We start from the raw sequence: 17,320 nt of genomic DNA, 5'->3' as shown, positions 1-17,320 counted from the left end.
AATATAGAGTTGCCAATCATTAAAAATTAAGCTGCTCTAGCAAATTGAATAGAAGATAAACTCGGATCCAACATTGAAGTTGGGCTCGCTAATACATTTCTCGAATCATTAGACGAGGTAAATGCACTTGCAGATGAGATTAACTTATCTAAACTGTTTGATGCATCTCGGCTATATTTGAGTAATTGATAGTTATCCACAACTTGTGATAAATCACTTTTATCAATTTTACCTTTGCCTTTTTCGATAAGTTCATCTACTTGCTTCGAGGTAATCCGTTCACCATTTTGACCGATAATCTCTTCAATTTTATCGTCTCTTGTCGCAACATAATTTCGAATTGTTTTTGCAAACTCTGCTTCACGGAACCAGTTTTGAATGGTGACTTTTTCCTGCTTGGTATTAGTAATCACAAGGTGGTGATTTACTTTCTCAAAGGTTAAATCTTTTAGATTTGAGTCAGAGAATGATAATTTATCATTACCTTCCGATTCAGTAATTGAATCATTACCATCGCCTTGACGGTGAACGAAAATATCATCACCTTTACCGCCGTGTAATAGGTCATTGCCTTTACCGCCATCGATAAAGTCATCACCATTTCCACCATCGATAATATCATCGCCTTTACCACCAAATAAGCGGTCATTGCCGTCGTTACCGTCAATAGTATCGACACCATCACCGCCATTAAAGGCATCATTGAACTTACTACCTTTAAAAATATCGTTATGTGATGTACCGATAATTTCTTCAACAGCTTTCAAGGTATCTTTGGTGTAATAACCGGCATGGTGCTGGTTATTGCTATGACGATATTCAATTTTTTCTTCACGGTTGCCCACTAATGCGGTGTGAGTTGAAGTCACTTCGTGTAATGCTTTACCGCTTTCTACGAAACGATTTACGGTATAACTACCTTGCTCGGTCTCTTTGGTTGCATCAATAGTTAAAGCACCATAGTTTCCGCGGCTATAGTGAACTCGGTCGTAACCTTCACCGCCATCAATTTCTGTAGTACCTGAGCCAACAAATACATTGTCATCGCCATCACCTAATGTTGCAACAATCTTCGTTTCTTTGGTTTTAATAACATTCTCAGCATGATCCAACTCAACACCAATTCGCTGAACGACATTCGTTAAATCAAATGTTGAGCTCGCTGCGCCATCTTTAATTTGCCAGCTATCTACTCGGTTAATATGAAGTTTAGTAATATACTCATATTTACCCGTCTGCACTCGCTCGCGTTTTTCTGTTCCCGGAGTTAATAACGGTGTCCGGAATAAAATATGCTGTGTTTTCGCTTCTCCAGTGTTACTAACATCAATAATCCCTTTCGCAGAATCTAATTGCACTAATTTATCCGCTTTAAGATGTTGACCTTCTTCAAAGGCATCAACATAGGCTTTCCCGCTAAGTACTTTTTCACCTAGACGACTGATACCAGCTAAATCACCTATATTACTATCCCATTGTTGCTGAGTAATTGCAATTACACGCTCGGCTTGTAATTCTTTATTTAAGTTCAATAAGAATTTCATATTATCTTGTAAATTCGCAAGATAACGGGCATCGTAACCATTTTCAAAGTAGTTTTTACCACCATTATTCTTTTCCCATTCTACAATTTTATTATGAATTTTATTCGCCACATGTTCAAACATTGCCTGCTTAGAATATTGTAAAATCGTAGAAATGACACCAGTAATACCCGATACTAGTAAAGCGATAGGGGAAGCAACCACAGAGCCAGCGGCAGCAGCAGACACACCACCAGCAATAGCAGCTAATGCTGTATTGATTGCAGTGACGGATGCATCAATAGTCCCTGTACCATGTTGATATTCAGCTAATAAGCTATCACCTTCATAACCTAATTTTTTAAAACGTTCAGCATAGTTTTCTAAACTTTTTGCTCGATCAAATTTATCAGCAATACCCGCAAACGATAATGGACTGATAGCAAGTGCAACAGTTGAAGCTATTAAAGCAGCAACAGGACCCGTAGAGGATAATCCTGCTGCAACACGCTGAGCCAAAATATATGAAGAAACTGCTTTCGTAATATTACCAACTACTTGATTTGCTAACTCAAAGCCTGCTCCTACCTTTTTAGCTGTTGAAGCATCTTTATCAGCAAGAACAAGTGCTGCAGTCGCACCTGATAATAAACCCGAAATGACATCTAAACCAAGACCAGCTTTATCAAGTCCACCGATATTTTTGAGTTTATCCCCTAAAGCTCCTAGACCTTTTACATTTTGTAATTTAGAACCAAATTGACTGATTTGCTCACTAAAGGCATCAAGTGTTTGTACTGAATTAGCAATATTCTCAATCAATGAGTTAGTTAACTCTAAACCAGCTTTAGCCAGAGTAAGTTGATCGCTCTCATTCTGCAATGCTTCGTCTAAATCCATACCAGCTAATACAGATCCTAGAATTGATTGAACTCCAGATAATACTGTTTTTGCTTGGCTAAAATTTTGCGCAATGCTTTCAGATGAACCTAATGCTTGACCTACTTTATTTTTTTGCAATAGCTTATCAAGTTGTGGTGCGGATAATACAATACCACGTTCAGTTAAACCCAATACATTTTGAATTGTTCCCAAACTAGTTTGGGCTTTAGCAATATCATTGCCTTCTTCTTTCTGTACCTCAATACCTAACTCTTCAGCAGCTTTAACCAAATCTTGTAATCCATTACCACTACCTGAATCATATTTGTAATCTTTTGGTATATAGAGAATGATTTTTTTAGCTCCGTTTTTTAAAGTCTGTCCAGCTTGGGTTAATGACTGCCCAGCTCTATTTAAGCCGCCTCTTGTTGCAGTTAAAGTACTTCTTATTCCATTTGATAAGGTTGATAGGGTTAGTTTAGTTCCCATAAGGGAGATCTCCTCTTATTTTTCGATAAAATTAAATTCATTTTTCAACGCTGTTGCCAGTTCTTCTTGATATATATCAAAACGTTCTTTTGCTGTTTTTTTGTCTAATTTACCTCCTTTAAAATAAGTAATTTTACCTAGTTCTTTCTGTTTTGGATAAAACCGTATAGCTCTGACGATCATATCTGGGTATTTCTGACACATTTTTTTATAAAGTAATTGAGAATGTCCAAATGGCGCCACCCAGTCAATAATCCAGCGTCGATCACCCGATTGCCATTCATCGGATGTTAACGAACTAATATCCTTAATATATTTTACCTCTGTCTCCAGATTTAAGTCTGCCCAGCTACAATAAGCAATAGGTATCCCATTATCGACAAGCAGCATATATTGTTCATTTTCAATTGCTGGAATAACATTACAAGCTAACAATTTGCAGCTCCATTCCTTATGGAGAGAGGAATTCATCCATAGCCATGTGATATTCCCTAGTAGATTAAAATTATTTCCTTTCATAACTCACACCATACCTTCATTTAAAATACGAATGAGAATTATAACACCATATAATTATTTTTATCAAAAAACAGAAAAAAGAAGTGGAAAACAACCGCATTCTGCTTATTAAAAACGTAAGAAGCAATATTTACGGTTGTAATTGACGCTAAAGGGAGAGTAGAGGGAGGGTAGAGTGAGGCTATTTACCTACTACTACAAATTCTTCAATATTTTGTGCCACTTTATTGACTAAAGTGGTTACCGCACTATCCGATGCCCACGCAACATGTGGAGTAATCAGTAGATTTGGTAAACGTTTAGCCGCTTGAATAAGTGGATTATCTTTTTCTGGTGGCTCTTTCACCAAAACATCTAATGCCGCACCAGCAATTTCACCATTTTCTAAGGCATTTAACAAAGCACTTTCATCAACCAAAGGTCCTCGTCCCGTATTGATTAAATACGCGGTTGGTTTCATCAATGCGAGGGTTTCTGCATTAATTAAATTTTGTGTAGTTTCAGTTAATGGGCAATGCAGCGTAACAATATCCGCTTGCTTGAGCACATCTTCAAATGGCGTGTAACCTTCACGAATTGTTGTAGCCCCTTTATGTTCTGCATACAGCACATTCATGCCTAACAGCGTTGCTAAACGCCCAATTTCTGAGCCAAGATTCCCTTTGCCAAATACCCCTAAGGTTGAACCACGAATATCTGTGATTGGATAGTCGGTATAGCAAAATTGCCCGCAAGTTGCCCAGCGATCAGAAGTGACTTGATCTCGATGATAACCAATTAAACTATGTTTCAAGGCAAATATCATTCCCAAAACATGTTCAGGCACGGTAACCGAAGAGTAGCCCGTTACATTTTTAACCGCTATTCCCAGCTCTTTTGCTGCTACGGTGTCAATATTATTCGTCCCCGTTGCAGTAATCGCGATCAGCTTTAATTTTGGCAAACGAGCAAGCATTTCTCGATCAAAAATCACTTTACTCGTGATAATGATATCTGCATCTTTAGCTCGTTCAAAAGTTTGCTCCGCTGTAGTGCGATCATATTCCACCCAGTTATGAGCAAATGAAGGACGAGGGATTTCATGTGTTGCAGGAATGCCTGTACGGTCTAAAAAAACGATGTTGAGCATAGTGTTTCCTTATGTTTTTTATGATTAAAATGCCGGAATCAATATATATCAAGCGGTTAAAATTAACAAATTTTTTACAAAAAGGGCGAAATCATTCGCCCTTAGTTCATTATTTTGAGGTATCAATCTCAGGGAATGACTTCACCAAATCATCAATCGCTTTCATCTGTCCGACAAAGGCTTCAAGGGTTGAAAGTGGTAATGCTGATGGACCATCACATTTTGCGTTGTTTGGATCTGGGTGAGCTTCTAGGAATAAACCTGCAATGCCCACCGCTAAACCTGCTCGGGCAAGCTCGGTAACTTGAGCACGTCTGCCACTCGAAGCTGCACCAAATGGATCACGACATTGCAATGAGTGAGTCACATCAAAAATCACAGGACAACCTTTAGAGACTTGTTTCATTACACTGAAACCGAGCATATCCACCACTAAATTATCGTAACCAAAATTGGTACCGCGATCACAAAGAATTACTTGATCGTTACCACATTCCTCGATTTTTTCTACGATATTGCCCATCTGTCCTGGGCTTAAAAATTGCGGTTTTTTCACATTAATTACCGCGCCTGTGCGAGCCATTGCTTCCACTAAATCGGTTTGGCGCGCAAGGAATGCTGGTAACTGGATAATATCAACCACTTCGGCAACAGGTTTGCATTGGTAAATTTCATGTACATCCGTGATGATCTTTACGCCAAAAGTGTCTTTTAATTCCTGAAAGATTTTCAAACCTTCTTCCATACCTGGCCCACGATAAGAGTGGATCGAAGAACGGTTGGCTTTATCAAATGAGGCTTTAAACACATATGGCACACCAAGTTTATTGGTGACTTCCACATATTTTTCACAGACAGCCATTGCCATATCACGGCTTTCCAGCACATTCATCCCACCAAATAGGGTAAATGGCTTGTCGTTGGCAATTTCAAGATTGCCGAGTTTGATGGTTTTTTGTTGCATAAGGTTTCCTTATTTTCTCTCGTGAAGAGAGTTTACTTAATGAATAATAAATGCTTTACCTTGCTTCTCTAATGCGGGAATTTCCATCTTGAGCATCATTGCTGAAGGATCATCTGGACATTGATCGATAAAATAGTTGAGATCTTCAATGGCAGCTTGATAACACTCCATACTGGCTAAAATCATGCCTCGATCTCGGATTTCATAAGGATCATCTGGTTGCTCTTGTAAACGATATTCAATCACTCTCAAGGTTTCTTCAAATTTTTTCTCGCGAGTTAATGCCATCTTTAACACCGTCTCTAAGCGCTCTAGCAACTCACTTGGCTCGGCAATTTTTAAATGCTGGCGTGCTAAACTCGTGCTCGCTCCCATTTCGCCTTCAAGCAGTTTTTCCATCTGTTCAAAGCTAAGATAAGTGCCATTCCACAAATCAATAAAACGGCTCTCTTTACGCCCATTTTCAAGAGTCACTTCCGCTCGCAATAATAATTGCGTAGGGAAATTGACGGGATAAAGCGGCAAATCTAACACACTTGCAAGCTGTAATAATACCGCCCCCAACGACACAGGCATACCACGCTTTAAATCTAACACTTGATTTAACATTAAATTTTGTGAATGGTAATATTCTGCGTGGTGACAATAAAACCCCTGTTCTTGGTAGAAAAATGCTAAAAGCTGCTCAATTCGCGCCAAATCCGTATCCGCATTCACTGCATAGCGTGCCTTTTTTACCAAGGCCGCCATTTTGCCGTAAAGCTGTGGCGCGGTGAGATTATTATCTAATAACAAACTAATACGAATTAATTCTCGATATAAAAATTGCTGTAATGCAACCCGCTCTTTTTTAGAAAAAGGAGGTTGAAAATTTATCTGTTCCATTCGGCACTCGTTACTCTATCATTACCGCCATAATCCTGTGCGGTTTGAATGTTATCCCATTGATTTTGTTTAAATAATTCTTGTACAGCAAAAGCTTGCTGCCACCCATGTTCAAGCAGTAAAACGCCATTTTTATTCAATGCAAGCGGTGCATTTTGAATAATTTTTTGCAAATCACTTAAACCCTGCTGTTCGGCAACTAATGCAGACAAGGGTTCAAAACGAACATCACCAACCATTAAATTTTCATCATCAGCATCAATATAAGGCGGATTACTGACGATAATGTCAAATTTACGCTCACCTAATGCTGAAAACCAATCACTTTGTAAAAAACAGACATTATCAAAACCAAGATTTTGCCGATTTTGTTCAGCAAGCTCTACTGCTTCTATGATGCGATCTACCCCTACTATTCCCGCTTTCTCTTTCAGCTCACTAGCAAGTGCTAACGCAATCGCTCCCGTGCCTGTGCCGAGATCCAAAATTTGCACTTTTGCCTGATTTTCTAACCGCTTGTAGGCTTTATCTAACGCCAATTCCACAAGGCGTTCAGTATCTGGGCGGGGAATTAACGTGTGCGGAGAGACCTTTAAAGGCAAAGACCAAAACTCACGCTCGCCTAAAATATACGCCATTGGCTCACCTTTCACACGGCGAGCCAATTTTTCCGTTAATTCAGTTAATTCATTTTCCGTTAATTCTGTCTCCGCAAAAGCAAAAATGGCAGATTTTGAACGTTTTGTTACCGCTTGTAGCAGTAAATTTGCGTCAAATTTTGCATTTAAAAACGGATCATTCTTAACGTTTTTAAGTAATTGCTGAGTGGCGAATGTGAGCCATTGGGTGTAGTTCATTGTTTAATCTATCTTTGTTGTGATCTGACTCCCCTCTTTAGCAAAGAGGGGCAGGGGGAGATTTGGCAGAAGAAATTATCGAAGAAAATAAGTTATAAAAATGCATAAATTATCAACAAATTTCAGCTATCAATTACTCTCTCACTCCACCAATCACACCTGCCAAATCTCCCCTAACCCCTCTTTGCTAAAGAGGGGAATCACATCGAGCAGAAATGCAGGATTTAGCACTAGTTATACAATCTTTATTACGGCTGATCCGACAACGCCGCCAACTGATCCGCTTGGTATTCCGTGATAATCGGCTGAATTAACTCATCAATTTTGCCATTCATCACTTCATCTAAGCGGTAAACGGTAAGATTGATACGGTGATCTGTTACACGCCCTTGTGGGTAGTTATAAGTGCGGATTTTATCTGAACGGTCGCCCGAACCAAGCAAGTTACGGCGAGTATCCGCTTGCTCTTGGGCTTGTTTCTCTTTTTCCACTTGAACAATGCGAGAGGCTAACACTGCTAATGCTTTCGCTTTGTTTTTATGTTGTGAACGTTCGTCTTGGCACTCTACCACGATACCTGTTGGAATGTGAGTAATGCGCACCGCAGAGTCGGTGGTATTAACGTGCTGACCACCAGCACCCGATGAACGGTAGGTATCAATACGCAAATCTGATGGGTTGATTTCTGGCAATTCGCTCTCTGGCAATTCAGGCATTACTGCCACGGTGCACGCAGAAGTATGAATACGCCCTTGTGATTCGGTTTTCGGTACACGCTGAACACGGTGACCGCCCGATTCAAATTTCAACTGTCCGTAAACACCTTCGCCCGAAATTTTCACAATAATTTCTTTATAACCACCTTGCTCACTTTCATTGGCCGAAAGCTCTTCAATACGCCAGCGTTTGCTTTCGCAATAACGGCTATACATACGGTATAAATCCCCTGCGAAAATCCCCGCTTCATCACCGCCTGTTCCCGCACGAATTTCTAAGAATGCGTTGTATTCATCGTTTGGATCTTTTGGTAATAAAAGAATTTGTAACTGTTGTTCAGTTTGCTCAATCTCTGCTTTATTTTGCTCAATCTCTTCTTGGGCGATCTCTTTCATATCAGGATCGTCTAATAGTAATTGCGCATCTTTAATATCGGCGTGCAATTTATTCCAACGATTAAATGCTCCAACCACTTCTTCTAACTGGGCATACTCTTTGGAATAACTACGGAATTTCTCTTGATCGTTAATCACTGATGGGTCGCCTAGCAATGCCTGTAACTCTTCGTGGCGCTCTGCTAAGCTTTCTAATTTGCTAATAATTGATGGTTTCATTATTTGTCTAAAATGGAGTAAAAAAACAGTGCTATTGTAGCGGAAAAACACGTTTTTATAAACGCAAAAAAGCCTAGATAAAATCTAGGCTTTTAAGAAATCTGTACAAAGAATTATTTTACTAAATCTTTTAATGCTTTACCCGCAACGAACGCTGGTACGTTAGATGCTGGAATTTCAATTGCTTCGTTAGTTTTTGGGTTACGACCAGTGCGCGCTTTGCGGTGATTTACTTTGAAAGTACCGAAACCGATTAGTTGAACCGCATCACCTTTTTTTAGGCTTGCAGAGATCGCTTCTAAAGTTGCTTCTAATGCGGCTTTTGCATCTTTTTTGCTTAATTCAGCAGACGCTGCGATTGCATCGATTAATTCAGTTTTGTTCATAGTGTTATCCTCTAAAAGATTTGAATTTTCGGCATTCCTGCCAGATCAAAGAAATTTGCATAAAAGCGTTGCTTAGCTTAATTCAATCTACGCATTTCTCAAAGTGAATAATGTTGAAATTGTTGCGCAGATCACACTTATTGATTAAATTTTAACCCAATATTACTAATTCCACTCTCTCGCAACTCTTTTTTCAGCTCTAAAATCAGCTCAATATCGCGTTCCTCACACTCATTTAGTAAGCGATAAATTTGCCATTGAACATCAAGCTCTTCCTGAATTTCCGCAGAATTTTTTAATTCCGTTTCATTGAGTTCTCGATCTTGCTGAGTTTCTAAGTAAGTTGCTACAGTCGCTAAAGAGAGTTGGCTGAGCTTAATAGATTGTTCTAAAAATTCGCCTGCAATGATAGTATGCAATAAATCGGATAACGCTTGGCACGCATCTTCAGCAGGGAAAACACCATAAAAATCAAATTCATTTACATCAGGAATAATCTCTTCTAGTTTTTCCAGCTGATTTTCAAAATTGATTTTTGCGCCTTTAACTGTTAGAAATTCCCAAACAAGATTTAGGATATTTTGGTAAGTTTTCGCTTTTTCAGGTTGTTCTGTCACATCACAAAACAGCTGAAAATTCGGCAACATTCGTTCACATAAGCACGCCATAAATGTGAGATATTGCCAACTCTCGAAGCGTTCCATACGTTTGTGGATTGGGTTTCTCATTATAAATCCCCAGTAGGGGCGTATGTCATACGCCCAATTAAACACAAAGGGCATATGACATACGCCCCTACAATTCTAATTAACCATGATAAGCCTTAGAAAACTCGTGAATACTATCCACAAAAATTTTCGGACTTTCAGTTGGTACGTCTAAGTGAATGCCGTGTCCAAGATTAAACACATGCCCTGAGCCGTTACCAAACCCTGCTAAAATCGCTTTCACTTCTTGCTGAATACGCTCAGGGCTTGCATAAAGCACGCTTGGATCCATATTGCCTTGCAACGCCACTTTATGCCCCACACGTTTTCTCGCATCAGCAATATCTACTGTCCAGTCTAATCCTAACGCATCACAGCCTGTTTCCGCCATTTTTTCTAGCCACAAACCGCCACCTTTGGTAAAGAGTGTGACTGGGACTTTTCTGCCTTCATTTTCACGGATTAAGCCATCGACGATTTTGTGCATATAGCGTAGTGAAAATTCTTCATAATCTTTGTGCGCTAACACACCGCCCCATGTGTCAAATACCATCACAGCTTGTGCCCCTGCTTTAATTTGGGCATTAAGATATAAAACAACACTGTCAGCCAATTTATCTAATAATGCGTGGAGTAAATGCGGCTCGGTATAGAGCATTTTTTTGATTTTGGTAAAGGCTTTGCTTGAACCGCCTTCCACCATATAAGTGGCAAGTGTCCAAGGGCTGCCTGAAAAACCAATTAACGGCACTTCACCTTTTAATTCTCGGCGAATCGTACGCACCGCATTCATCACATATTGTAATTCACCTTCGGGATCGGGAATAGGAAGGTTATCAATATCGGCTTTATTTGTGATTGGGCGAGCAAATTTTGGGCCTTCACCAGCACCAAAACTTAAACCTAAACCCATTGCATCAGGAATGGTGAGAATATCGGAAAAAAGAATCGCTGCATCTAACGCATAGCGGCGTAGCGGTTGAAGGGTCACTTCACAAGCCAAATCCGCATTACGACAAAGCGACATAAAATCGCCAGCGATCGCACGAGTGGCTTTATACTCTGGTAAATAGCGCCCTGCTTGTCGCATCATCCACACAGGTGTCATATCCACAGGTTCACGTAAAAGGGCTTTTAAGTAACGATCGTTTTTTAACGTTGTCATTATTTTTTATTCCATTATAAAAATTTGCCAAATTCTACACTATTTCACACAAATCTTCACACCCACCGTTTCATTCTGAGCAAGCAAGCGGTAAATTCGTGCGGTTTCTACACAAACCATCGTTTTATAGCCTGTTTCGCTCATACCGTTTGTCGGCTGATGCCACGGATTCCATAGCACAATTTCGCTGGCATTTATATGTTCAACTTCAATTTGCCGCTGGTTGGCATTATCATCAATAACAGATATAGGCTGTTGCAGCGTATAAATACAATCAATGTTTTCTGCAATTTTTCGTGGACTTTCGACCGCTTGCTCGTGCTGAGTCAGCTTATCAAAACAACGCGTTGGCAAACCGCTTACCTTGGTTTGAGTAATATCTGCAATATTAAAATAGCTATGCAATGCCAACTGGCTTGGCTCACTATCTAACTTGGTAAAATGCAGGGTTGCTTGTTCTCCAAGTATCATTTCAATTTTAGCCTGCTGAGCGAGCTGTAGGGTTATATACACCGCATGAGGTTCAATACGATAAGAGCTTAAATCCCAGCTGGAAATACGTGCATAGCCATGTGAAGGTTTTTGTTTACCATCTAAGCCGTTGCCAAAATTCGGATAACAAATTGGGATACCTCCGCGAATGGCATTACCCGCTTTAAAAGGCTCGATTTCACTTATCCATAATACATCTTGCTTTGCGTGGCTAGGTTGCCAACTAAATAGATGAGCACCTTGCAAGGCAATTTTGGCACAACACTTAGGGTGTGAGATTTCTAATACGTCTAATTCGTTGTAACGAACAATATTAATCTCCGGTGGCAACAATTGAATGCTGTTCATTTTTTGCTCCTTATATTCTTTTTGCTTTATTTTAACGACACGCTATTTAAAACATCAATACGCCCTAAAAACAAGCGGTCAATTTTGCATAAAATTTTGCAAAAAGTTGTAAGAAACGGTAACTTAGCACTAATTTTTTCTAAGATAAAAGACCATTATGCAAAACAAATTTTCTGCTCTTCAGCAAGCCCTCTCTCAACGCATTTTAATCCTAGATGGTGCGATGGGGACGATGATTCAAGAATATAAACTGACCGAAGCGGATTTCCGTGCTGAACGCTTTAAAGATAGCCCAGTAGATCTCAAAGGCAATAACGATTTATTGATTCTCACACGCCCTGATGTGATTGCGGAAATTCACGAAAAATACCTTGCCGCTGGGGCAGATATTATTGAAACCAACACTTTCTCTGCAACCACTATTGCTCAAGCCGACTATGCATTAGAGCATATTGCCTATGAGCTGAATTTTGAAGGGGCGAAATTGGCACGAGCAGCAGCGGATAAGTACTCCACCCCTGAAAAACCCCGCTTTGTTGCTGGTATTCTTGGGCCGACCAACCGCACTTGTTCGATTTCCCCTGATGTAAACGACCCCGGTTTCCGTAACATTACCTTTATGCAACTGGTGGAAGCCTATGCCGAGGCAACCCGTGGTTTGATTGAAGGTGGGGCGGATCTGATTATGATCGAGACCATTTTCGATACTCTGAACGCCAAAGCCGCCGTGTTTGCGATTGAAACGGTATTTGATGAGCTGGGCGTAAAGTTGCCGATTATGATCTCCGGCACGATTACCGATGCCTCAGGGCGAACGCTGTCGGGGCAGACCACAGAGGCGTTTTATAACTCGCTCCGCCACGCCAAACCGCTGACATTCGGCTTGAACTGTGCGCTCGGGCCGAAGGAACTCCGCCCTTATGTAGAGATGATGTCAAAAATCAGCGAGACTTTTGTCTCGGTTCACCCGAATGCCGGCTTGCCAAACGCCTTTGGTGGGTACGATTTGGGGGCGGAAGAGATGGCAACGTACATCAAAGAGTGGGCGGAACTCGGCTGGCTGAACATTGTCGGCGGCTGTTGTGGCACCACACCGGAGCATATCCAAGCCTTTGCCGAAGCAACCAAAGGCGTTGCGCCTCGCAAATTACCTGAAATTCCAACCGCTATGCGTTTGTCGGGCTTAGAACCGCTGACGATTGACGATAATTCGCTGTTTGTAAATGTGGGCGAACGCAATAACGTCACCGGTTCGGCAAAATTTAAGAAGCTGATTAAAGAAGAGAAATTTGCCGAAGCGATTGAAATTGCGATCAGCCAAGTGGAAAACGGGGCGCAGGTAATTGACGTGAATATGGACGAGGCGTTGCTCGACTCCAAAAAATGTATGACCCGTTTCCTCAACATTCTTGCTACCGAACCCGAAGCCGCCAAAGTGCCGATTATGATCGACTCCTCGAAATGGGAAGTGATCGAGGCAGGCTTGCAAACCGTGCAGGGCAAGCCGATTGTGAACTCAATTTCACTCAAAGAGGGCGAAGAGAAATTTATTCACCAAGCCAAACTCTGCCGCCGCTATGGGGCTGCGGTGGTAGTGATGGCGTTTGACGAAGTCGGGCAAGCGGATACCGAAGAACGCAAGGTAGAAATCTGTACCCGAGCTTATCGGATTTTGGTCGATCAGCTCGATTTCCCACCGGAAGACATTATTTTCGACCCGAACATTTTTGCCATTGCCACCGGTATTGAAGAACACAATAACTACGGGGTGGACTTTATCCAAGCCTGTGAACGGATTAAACGAGACTTACCACACGCCAAAATTTCCGGCGGTGTGTCGAATGTCTCCTTCTCTTTCCGTGGCAACAATGTGGTGCGTGAGGCTATTCACGCGGTGTTCCTCTACTATGCCATCAAAGCCGGAATGGATATGGGGATCGTGAACGCAGGGCAGTTGGCGATTTATGACGACCTCGACCCTGAACTGCGAGAGGCGATTGAAGATGCGGTGCTGAACCGCCGTCATGACGCCACCGACCGCCTGTTGGAAATTTCCGAAAAATATCGGGGCGTAAAAGTAGAAAGTGCCGATGAAAGTGCAGCCGAATGGCGAAACTTACCTGTGGCAGAGCGTTTAAAACACGCCCTCGTAAAAGGCATTACCACTTACATTATTGAAGATACCGAAGAGGCTCGCCAGCAATTTGCTTCTCCACTGGAAGTAATTGAAGGGCCGCTAATGGCGGGTATGGACGTGGTGGGCGATCTGTTCGGAGACGGTAAAATGTTCCTGCCACAAGTGGTGAAATCGGCTCGGGTAATGAAACAGTCCGTTGCCTATTTAGAACCGTATATCAACGCCACCAAGCAGAAAGGATCGAGCAACGGCAAAATGGTGATCGCCACCGTGAAAGGCGATGTACACGACATCGGCAAAAACATCGTTAGCGTGGTGTTGCAGTGCAATAACTTTGAAGTGATCGACTTGGGCGTGATGGTGCCTGCCGATGTCATTATCGAAACCGCCATTCGGGAGAAAGCCGATCTCATTGGGTTAAGCGGACTAATTACTCCATCGCTGGACGAAATGGAGTATTTTTTAGGTGAAATGAACCGCTTGAAGCTCGATATTCCGGTGCTGATTGGCGGTGCAACTACCTCAAAAGAGCATACAGCGATCAAACTCTATCCGAAATATAACTACCCCGTAGTCTATACCGCTAACGCTTCACGTTGCGTCACCGTCTGTGCGACCTTGATGAACCCCGAAGCAAAAGCCGAATTTTGGGAAAAAACCAAAGCCGAATATGAAGAAATTCAGCGTAAATTTGCCGTTCGCAAACCACTTCGCAACGGTTTATCTATTGAGGAGGCTCGAGCCAATCGTTTTGACGGATTTAGTGGCGAATGGGCGGATTATGTGCCGCCAACGCCAAAACAGACCGGCATTATCGAATACAAAAATGTGCCGATTGCCACCCTGCGCAAATTTATCGACTGGTCGCCGTTCTTTATGCTCTGGGGATTAATGGGCGGTTATCCTGATGCCTTTGATTATCCGGAAGGCGGTGAAGAGGCACGCCGTGTCTATAACGATGCCCAACGGGTGCTGGACGAATTTGAGCAAAACGGCAAGCTCAATCCAAGCGGGATTATGGGCATTTTCCCTGCCGTGCGTGAGGGCGATGATATTGCAATTTTAAACGAAGATCGCACCGCTTGTATCGGCAAATCCTACCACCTCCGCCAGCAATCTGAACGAGGCAAAAACAGCAAAAGCCCGTACAACCTCTGTTTAAGCGACTTCATCGCCGACCGAGAAGGACAACAAGACTGGTTCGGAATGTTCGCCGTCTGTGCCGGCATTGAAGAACACGATTTAGTCGAAGGCTACAAAGCGGCAGGCGATGACTACAACGCCATTCTGCTCCAAGCCGTTGGCGACCGTTTGGCAGAAGCAATGGCGGAATATCTGCATTTTGAACTGCGTACCAAAGTATGGGGATATAGCGAAGAAACCTTCGATAACGACCGCTTGATCCGTGAAAACTACCGAGGAATCCGCCCCGCCCCGGGCTACCCGAGCTGCCCTGAGCATACCGAAAAACAGATCATCTGGGACTTACTCGAAGTCGAACAACGCATCGGCATGAAACTCACCGAAAGCTATGCAATGTGGCCGGCAGCAAGCGTCTGCGGCTGGTACTTTACCCACCCTGCCAGCAACTATTTTACGTTAGGGAAAATTGATGAGGATCAGGTGTTGGATTATGCTAAGAGAAAAGGTTGGGACGAGGTTACGGCGAAGAAATGGTTGAGTGTGGCGATGAAACAAGATGTCAAGTCGCAGGCTGAGGGGATTTAATGTAGGGTGGGGTAAGCCCACCAATCAGAATTACTCTTGCTTCAGAGCGAATATATTTGCTTGACCAAACCACTCTTCTACCGTATCCATTGCACTATTGTCCAATTCTTGTGTAAATAAAATAGCAAGATGTTTCTTGGGCCTAGAACAGGCAACATAGAATAAATTTCGATACCTTTCGAAAGTATCTTGTTTCCCATTTGGGATACCTTCTTTTACCCATTTTAACATTTCGCCAAAATTATATTTATTCCAGCCTCTACCTATAACAATAAGAATATTTTCAAATTCTGCACCTTTTACCCCATGCTGTGTTTGAAAAGGGGAATGCTGATCCAAGTATTTCTTCAATGCTATAATTTCTAAATAAGAAATAGAGTGCAGATTTTTTAACTCTCTAAAATCTGGCAGTAACTCTTGTTCTGATGAAGAATCCAATTTTAATAATTGACTCTCTTTGTTTAAAATATAATCTGGCAATCTAGGCTTAGATGTTTCTTGTAGTAATCTGATAATATCTCCAACAGTTCCACTTTCTCTTAATTGAATTAATTTATTCATATCTTCTTGCCATTTTATTTTATCTAAATGGTTAAGTAACAGAGGCTTTTTTTGACCTAAAATATCAAACATTACTCCATATTTTTTCTGAATAAATGCCTCACAAGCAGGTTCGAGCTTATCAATAAAAAAAGATATATACTTATTTTCTTTCTTAATAAAGGATTCATTATATTTAAATAATTTAGCTAACTCTGAATATCCTTGAGCATTAGCTAATAATTTATGTGTAAGCATCAAAATTCTCGTTTTCTCATGTTCAAACTGCCATCCCTTATTAGATAGTTCGCTTTTTACTATCTCAAAAGCCGTTTTAGAATCAACATCAGATAAATCACCTTTCCAATGAGCTGACGTTTGTCTAGTTACATTCCAATTATTTGTATGAAATATATGAATACTTCCATCTAAGGACTCATCCTTAGGATATTGGGGGAGATTCTCTCTGATTTTATTTAATGATGAAATTATTAACTGATTTGACCTGAAATTTATTTTTTTATCTATTTTTCTGATATTTTTATGCTCAATTAATCCACATCCATTACCATAAATTTTTTGCCAGTGATCACCAAAAAATCCAAATAATGGGGAAATATCACTGCATAAAAATTGTATTTTGATAGCCTCTATCCAATCTTTATCAGTATCTTGATATTCATCAATCAATATAACTGGGTATTTTTCAGAAATAATTTGACGAAACTTACTATTTTCTAAGAGTTTTATCGTCAAAAAAATAACATCATCATGGTGTAAAGATAGTTCATTTTCTTTTATTGAACGATATCCTAGATCATATATTATGTTTTTGTCACAGATAGTTCCTGAATAATCTTCTAATTTTGTTTTCCATTCTTGGATTTGTGGAATAAGCTCTCTCAATTGTTTTTGAAACTGACTAATTAGGCTCCAGCAAAAAGCATGGTTAGTTTCGCAAAAAACAATAGGGTTGCTGTCAATTCTTGACAGAATTTCATCTTTAGCTACATTTGTATATGTGATACAAGCAATTTTTTGAGTTCTCTCTTGATATAAATTTCCATTTTTATCTATTAAGTAATTTAAAGTTTTAATGAGAGAATAGGTTTTTCCTGCCCCTGCCCCTGCCTCTAATAGAAAATGTTGCTGACTGTCTATACATTTAAAGATCTCATTTAAAGTATCTTGACTAGCTTTTTCGACCTGATTTAATATGGTCATACGTTATCCTCATA

The 17,320-nt window shown here is 40.9% G+C and carries 12 protein-coding genes and 1 pseudogene; 1 reads left to right on the top strand and 12 read right to left on the bottom strand.

Going from position 1 to position 17,320, the window contains the following annotated elements; all coding sequences use genetic code 11:
* Nucleotides 1-26 precede the first annotated feature (26 nt).
* The 11 genes and pseudogenes from EDC51_RS04180 to EDC51_RS04130 all read right to left on the bottom strand — a co-directional run bounded on the left by EDC51_RS04180 (nucleotide 27) and on the right by EDC51_RS04130 (nucleotide 11,677).
* Nucleotides 27-2,894, bottom strand: coding sequence for an RTX family hemolysin (locus EDC51_RS04180; protein ID WP_131928249.1), 2,868 nt, complete (start codon nucleotides 2,892-2,894; stop codon nucleotides 27-29).
* A gap of 15 nt (nucleotides 2,895-2,909) precedes the next feature.
* Entirely contained in the window at nucleotides 2,910-3,413 is a 504-nt protein-coding gene (locus tag EDC51_RS04175) for a toxin-activating lysine-acyltransferase (protein ID WP_025266858.1), read from the bottom strand.
* A 181-nt stretch (nucleotides 3,414-3,594) separates the two neighbouring features.
* Nucleotides 3,595-4,542 carry a 2-hydroxyacid dehydrogenase gene (locus tag EDC51_RS04170; protein ID WP_131928248.1) on the bottom strand — a complete coding sequence of 316 codons (948 nt, stop codon included), beginning with the start codon at nucleotides 4,540-4,542 and terminating at the stop codon, nucleotides 3,595-3,597.
* A 109-nt stretch (nucleotides 4,543-4,651) separates the two neighbouring features.
* Entirely contained in the window at nucleotides 4,652-5,506 is an 855-nt protein-coding gene (gene kdsA / locus EDC51_RS04165) for a 3-deoxy-8-phosphooctulonate synthase (RefSeq protein ID WP_025266857.1), read from the bottom strand.
* A 36-nt stretch (nucleotides 5,507-5,542) separates the two neighbouring features.
* Entirely contained in the window at nucleotides 5,543-6,391 is an 849-nt protein-coding gene (locus EDC51_RS04160; RefSeq protein WP_131928247.1) for a SirB1 family protein, read from the bottom strand.
* The gene (prmC, locus tag EDC51_RS04155) at nucleotides 6,379-7,248 is read right to left on the bottom strand and encodes a peptide chain release factor N(5)-glutamine methyltransferase (RefSeq protein ID WP_131928246.1); all 870 of its coding nucleotides are present in this window, start codon (nucleotides 7,246-7,248) and stop codon (nucleotides 6,379-6,381) included. Before prmC ends, EDC51_RS04160 begins: the two co-directional genes overlap by 13 nt.
* 248 nt (nucleotides 7,249-7,496) lie before the next feature.
* On the bottom strand, nucleotides 7,497-8,579 hold the full coding sequence (gene prfA, locus EDC51_RS04150) for a peptide chain release factor 1 (RefSeq protein WP_131928245.1): 1,083 nt from the start codon (nucleotides 8,577-8,579) through the stop codon (nucleotides 7,497-7,499).
* A gap of 113 nt (nucleotides 8,580-8,692) precedes the next feature.
* Nucleotides 8,693-8,968 (bottom strand): annotated as a pseudogene (locus EDC51_RS04145) (HU family DNA-binding protein); the annotation flags it as partial.
* Nucleotides 8,969-9,102: 134 nt separating this feature from the next.
* On the bottom strand, nucleotides 9,103-9,693 hold the full coding sequence (locus EDC51_RS04140; RefSeq protein WP_131928244.1) for a YjaG family protein: 591 nt from the start codon (nucleotides 9,691-9,693) through the stop codon (nucleotides 9,103-9,105).
* A 79-nt stretch (nucleotides 9,694-9,772) separates the two neighbouring features.
* Nucleotides 9,773-10,837, bottom strand: a complete 1,065-nt coding sequence (hemE, locus tag EDC51_RS04135; protein WP_131928243.1) for a uroporphyrinogen decarboxylase — start codon at nucleotides 10,835-10,837, stop codon at nucleotides 9,773-9,775.
* A gap of 39 nt (nucleotides 10,838-10,876) precedes the next feature.
* Nucleotides 10,877-11,677 (bottom strand): D-hexose-6-phosphate mutarotase, encoded by an 801-nt coding sequence (locus EDC51_RS04130; RefSeq protein ID WP_131928242.1) that lies wholly within the window; start codon nucleotides 11,675-11,677, stop codon nucleotides 10,877-10,879.
* A 157-nt stretch (nucleotides 11,678-11,834) separates the two neighbouring features.
* On the opposite strand from EDC51_RS04130, the gene metH reads away from it, so the two are divergent.
* Nucleotides 11,835-15,542, top strand: a complete 3,708-nt coding sequence (gene metH / locus EDC51_RS04125) for a methionine synthase (RefSeq protein WP_131928241.1) — start codon at nucleotides 11,835-11,837, stop codon at nucleotides 15,540-15,542.
* A 30-nt stretch (nucleotides 15,543-15,572) separates the two neighbouring features.
* Here metH and EDC51_RS04120 read toward each other — a convergent pair whose 3' ends face one another.
* Complete coding sequence (locus tag EDC51_RS04120) at nucleotides 15,573-17,306, bottom strand: UvrD-helicase domain-containing protein (protein WP_131928240.1); 1,734 nt, start codon at nucleotides 17,304-17,306, stop codon at nucleotides 15,573-15,575.
* Nucleotides 17,307-17,320 lie beyond the last annotated feature (14 nt).

Source organism: Bibersteinia trehalosi (genome assembly GCF_004346205.1).
Classification (GTDB): Bacteria; Pseudomonadota; Gammaproteobacteria; order Enterobacterales; family Pasteurellaceae; genus Bibersteinia; species Bibersteinia trehalosi.
Note: the sequence above shows the minus strand (reverse complement) of the source record. Positions and strands in the feature narration are given on the sequence as shown.